The following is a 3,401-nucleotide window of genomic DNA, read 5'->3' on the forward strand; positions in this document are numbered from 1 at the left end:
TCTTCATTTTGAATCTCAATTAGGCTTCGGGCATGAGGGGGCGGAACCCATGCTTGCGGGAAAGCTGCCCGATCAGATCCAATTTCTCAAGGGTGATCAAATTACGGCCCCAACTGAAATTGGTGTACAGCCCCTCAAACTCCAGCAGCATGGATTCAGCAAAGCAGGCAAAAAGCTGACGGGCCGGGTTGGCCACATTCAAAAACTGCATGATGTTCCATTCAATATCCAAAGAGTGCTCCACCATCCCCCCGTCAATGACGTAGAGTCCCTTTCGCTGCAAGCTGGAGGCGATGTTCTTTGGGTAGCCACCGTCGATGATGACACAGGGATCCGGCAAAACTTGGGGATCGAGGGCCATGCCTTGGCTCATGCTGGCCACCCAAACGATAAAGTCAGCGCGGGGCAGGGCCTCTTCCAGCGAAGAGATCTCCCCCTGCTTGAGCTTGGCCTGCAATTCCTCCAGACGCCGTCGCTCTCGGGCGATGAGCAACAATTTGCCCAAGTGAGTGTGGGCCACCAACCATTGACAAATGGCGCTGCCGATATCTCCGGTCGCCCCCACCACCGCAACCGTAGCGGCTGCCAAGTCCATGGCGTAGCGCTGGGCCGCCAACTGCAGTTGCTGACAGATGATGTAGGCCGTGTGGGTATTGCCGGTGGTAAAGCGTTGGATCTCCAAGTCAATGTTGCGGACTCGCCGGAGACTGTCGAGGCGAAAAGTCTCAAAAATGATGCTGCTAAATCCCCCCAAAGCCGTAATGTTCAAGCCGCGCCGCTGGGCTAGGGCCATGGCATTCAACACTTTCCGACAAGCTGCCTTCACCCGTCCCCCCGCCAACATCTCCGGCAAGAAACAGGATTCGACGTACTGCCCATAAATCTTTTGGCCGGTGATGCTGGTTACCGTGATCTCGTCCACCACCTGAGGGGGAGCCATGCACCAGAACTCCAGGTCGCTCTCCGCATATTCGGAATAACCCAGCTTGTCTGCCACCCGCTTCGCATGGGCCAGGCTGGTCAAGTGCCCAATCAGGCCGAACATAAAGGTTTACCCGCTTGGATAACTGATGGATCCCATCAAAACATGTCCATACCCGCCTGTAGCCAGCCTAGAACTGCAGTCCGCCGGCAGAGGATGAATGCTGAGGTGGGTCATGCTGCCCGCAAACCCTGGGCTGAGAGGCGCATCACCTCGCGGGTGCTGAAGCCGATGTTGGCCAGCGCCTCTCCATAGGCAATCATAAAATCCTCGACGATGGCCTCGCGATCCATATAGATGGCTTCTACATCCTGGTCCACCTGCTGCAGCATCTGCCAGACCAAGGGCAGGTTCTGGGCGTTGGCCGCTTCGATCTGCCCTTTGACCTCGCCAAAATGCTCCCCTAGCCAGCGCTCTCCAAAATTGAGGTGCAGATATTCATCCTTGACCACCCCCTCGGTGATCTTGCGGGCAAACTCATCGGCGACGGGGATGTAAATGTTGTAGGCGGCAATGGCAAAGCATTCGATGATCAGCGACTGAATGACCAAGCAGGTAACTAGGTCTCCGGCTGCTGCCGCTTTTTGGAAATTGTTGCGCAAAGGGGCGAAGAAAGTGCGGGCAAACTCCCTATCCGGCTCTACCTGCAGGTTTTTGCCGCAGGATTGAAAGCCTTTCATGTGCCGCAATTCCATCTTGGCCAGCTTGTGCAGCTCCTCTGCCCCTTCCGGCAACATCTCGGCCAGCTTGAGGTAGTTGTCGTGGGCTTCTTGTTCCCCTTCGATCACAATGCCGTTGATGCGAGAGTAGGCCTGCCGGTAAACCGCGCTGCCATAGTCCAAGGTGGTGCCACCCTCATCGGCTAAAGGCTGGGGGGTATTGGGCAGGACGTTCACTGGGGCCATACTCATGCATCTCCTCTCGGTGTTGTTTGGGTGTTGTTGATTGTCTATGCTGACTCGACAATCGCCTCGATTGCAGTTGAATCGCTCTCTTAATCAGAATAGCTGTAGCTGCCGCAGAATTGGCGGGATTCCTTTTGCGGAATGATAGGGGTCTGCTAGGGTGAGGGTTCGAGTGCCGTTGTGGAGCCTGCTGTATGTCTGCTCTTGGGGATGGCCTGAACCAACTGCGCCAGTTGCTGGTGGAGCTGGAGGAACGATCCCTCGATCAGCCGATTGGCAGTGCCGAGGAGGTGTTGCAGGCCATTGAGCTAGCCACGGCTTTTGAGCTGTTTGAGGCGGAGAGCAGCGGTTTGCTGCTGCAGATTGTGGCCAATCTCTGGGATCGGGTACGGCAGCAGGATTTGTCTCCAGGGGAGATTCAGACGGTATCGGAGAAGTTGCGGGCGGTGGGCTATACCGATGCCGAAATTCAGGAGATCCTGGACTTGGAGCCGGAGGACTAGCCCCATTTCCCCCTCTAGGCTTGAACCATGCCCAGCTCCACCGGTGTAACACCCGCTTCCATCTGAGTGGTGGCGTCGTAGCAAGCCCCTCGCAGGTTGGCCAGCTTGAGTTTGCACTGGGCAAGAAGGGCTCCTCTCAAGTTGGCCCCGGTGAGATTGGCCCCTGCCAGGTCCGCTTGGCTGAGATCGGCTTCGCTCAAGTCCGCTTCGGCCAGGTTGGCCCCACGCAAGTTGGCTCCTTGCAATCGGGATCCCTGCAGCTTGGCTTTCTCTAGGTTGGCCAGCCGCAGGTTGGATCCCTGCAGATCCGCTTGGCTGAGGTCGGCGCCGCTCAGGTAGGCCCGCTCCAGGTTGGCAGAGGCCAGCTTTGCCTGGCGGAGAATGGATCCCCCCAAGTCGATCCCGGCCAAGTCGGCCCCGGCCAGATCAGCTCCGGCCAGTTGGCTGTTGCTGAAGTCCCGCTCACCGCTGCCGTAGCGTTGCAACAGGTCTGCTCCAGTTTCCACCATCGCTGTTTTCCACACCGGACGAATGGATCCTACCTAGGAATAGAAGGGCCGCCAAGAGCACGCTAGGATAGGCGCAAGCCGTTTTCCGGGATCCCCCCTTATGAGCTTGCCCCGTGTGCCCCGAACTCGACCGCGCCCCAAGCTGCGCTCGATCCCTCGCCGCCAAACCGAATCCGCCCTCTATGCCGAAATGCAGCAGCTCACTGTCGAAAAGCAGCGGCTCAACCAAGAGCTAGAGTTTATTCGAGAGCGGCAAGGGCAAATCCACGCGCGACTTCAGGAAATCGAGCAGGCCATGCAGCACCTTCAGCAGGAGGCAAAAGCCTTCCGGGATCCCGCTCCTGCCTCTGAACCCGCCCAGCTCAGATCCCGCCCTTCCCGCTTCCCACCCATGACCTTTGAGTACTGAGGGATCCTATAAATCTCAAAGAAGACCCAAGATTCAAAGCAGACCTAAGCAACAAGTCAGGGGATTCTGTAGCCAACTTAACTATTTGCTGCT

At 57.3% G+C, this 3,401-nt stretch carries 5 protein-coding genes; 2 read left to right on the top strand and 3 right to left on the bottom strand.

Annotated features, from left to right (window positions below; genetic code table 11):
- Nucleotides 1–19: 19 nt before the first annotated feature.
- Together NW820_RS11195 and NW820_RS11200 are read right to left on the bottom strand one after the other, a co-directional pair.
- Complete coding sequence (locus tag NW820_RS11195; RefSeq protein WP_011434004.1) at nucleotides 20–1,045, bottom strand: long-chain acyl-[acyl-carrier-protein] reductase; 1,026 nt, start codon at nucleotides 1,043–1,045, stop codon at nucleotides 20–22.
- 110 nt (nucleotides 1,046–1,155) lie between these two features.
- Complete coding sequence (locus NW820_RS11200) at nucleotides 1,156–1,887, bottom strand: aldehyde oxygenase (deformylating) (RefSeq protein ID WP_041436745.1); 732 nt, start codon at nucleotides 1,885–1,887, stop codon at nucleotides 1,156–1,158.
- 194 nt (nucleotides 1,888–2,081) lie between these two features.
- On the opposite strand from NW820_RS11200, the gene NW820_RS11205 reads away from it, so the two are divergent.
- On the top strand, nucleotides 2,082–2,390 hold the full coding sequence (locus NW820_RS11205; RefSeq protein WP_414330858.1) for a hypothetical protein: 309 nt from the start codon (nucleotides 2,082–2,084) through the stop codon (nucleotides 2,388–2,390).
- Between the two features lie 14 nt (nucleotides 2,391–2,404).
- On the opposite strand, the gene NW820_RS11210 is transcribed toward NW820_RS11205, so the two are convergent.
- On the bottom strand, nucleotides 2,405–2,899 hold the full coding sequence (locus NW820_RS11210; RefSeq protein ID WP_041436747.1) for a pentapeptide repeat-containing protein: 495 nt from the start codon (nucleotides 2,897–2,899) through the stop codon (nucleotides 2,405–2,407).
- Nucleotides 2,900–2,999: 100 nt separating this feature from the next.
- Between NW820_RS11210 and NW820_RS11215 the strand changes: the two genes are divergently transcribed.
- Nucleotides 3,000–3,308 carry a gas vesicle protein GvpV gene (locus NW820_RS11215; protein ID WP_238376787.1) on the top strand — a complete coding sequence of 103 codons (309 nt, stop codon included), beginning with the start codon at nucleotides 3,000–3,002 and terminating at the stop codon, nucleotides 3,306–3,308.
- Nucleotides 3,309–3,401: the final 93 nt, after the last annotated feature.

This window comes from Synechococcus sp. R55.7, assembly GCF_047461955.1.
In the GTDB taxonomy this organism is placed as follows: domain Bacteria; phylum Cyanobacteriota; class Cyanobacteriia; order Thermostichales; family Thermostichaceae; genus Thermostichus.

Bases quoted from the DNA above. Each gene is read 5' to 3' on its own strand.
- NW820_RS11200 (WP_041436745.1), bottom strand. From the start codon at position 1,887: ATGGCCCCAGTGAACGTCCTGCCCAATACCCCCCAGCCTTTAGCCGAT.
- NW820_RS11205 (WP_414330858.1), top strand. From the start codon at position 2,082: ATGTCTGCTCTTGGGGATGGCCTGAACCAACTGCGCCAGTTGCTGGTG.
- NW820_RS11195 (WP_011434004.1), bottom strand. From the start codon at position 1,045: ATGTTCGGCCTGATTGGGCACTTGACCAGCCTGGCCCATGCGAAGCGG.
- NW820_RS11215 (WP_238376787.1), top strand. From the start codon at position 3,000: ATGAGCTTGCCCCGTGTGCCCCGAACTCGACCGCGCCCCAAGCTGCGC.
- NW820_RS11210 (WP_041436747.1), bottom strand. From the start codon at position 2,899: ATGGTGGAAACTGGAGCAGACCTGTTGCAACGCTACGGCAGCGGTGAG.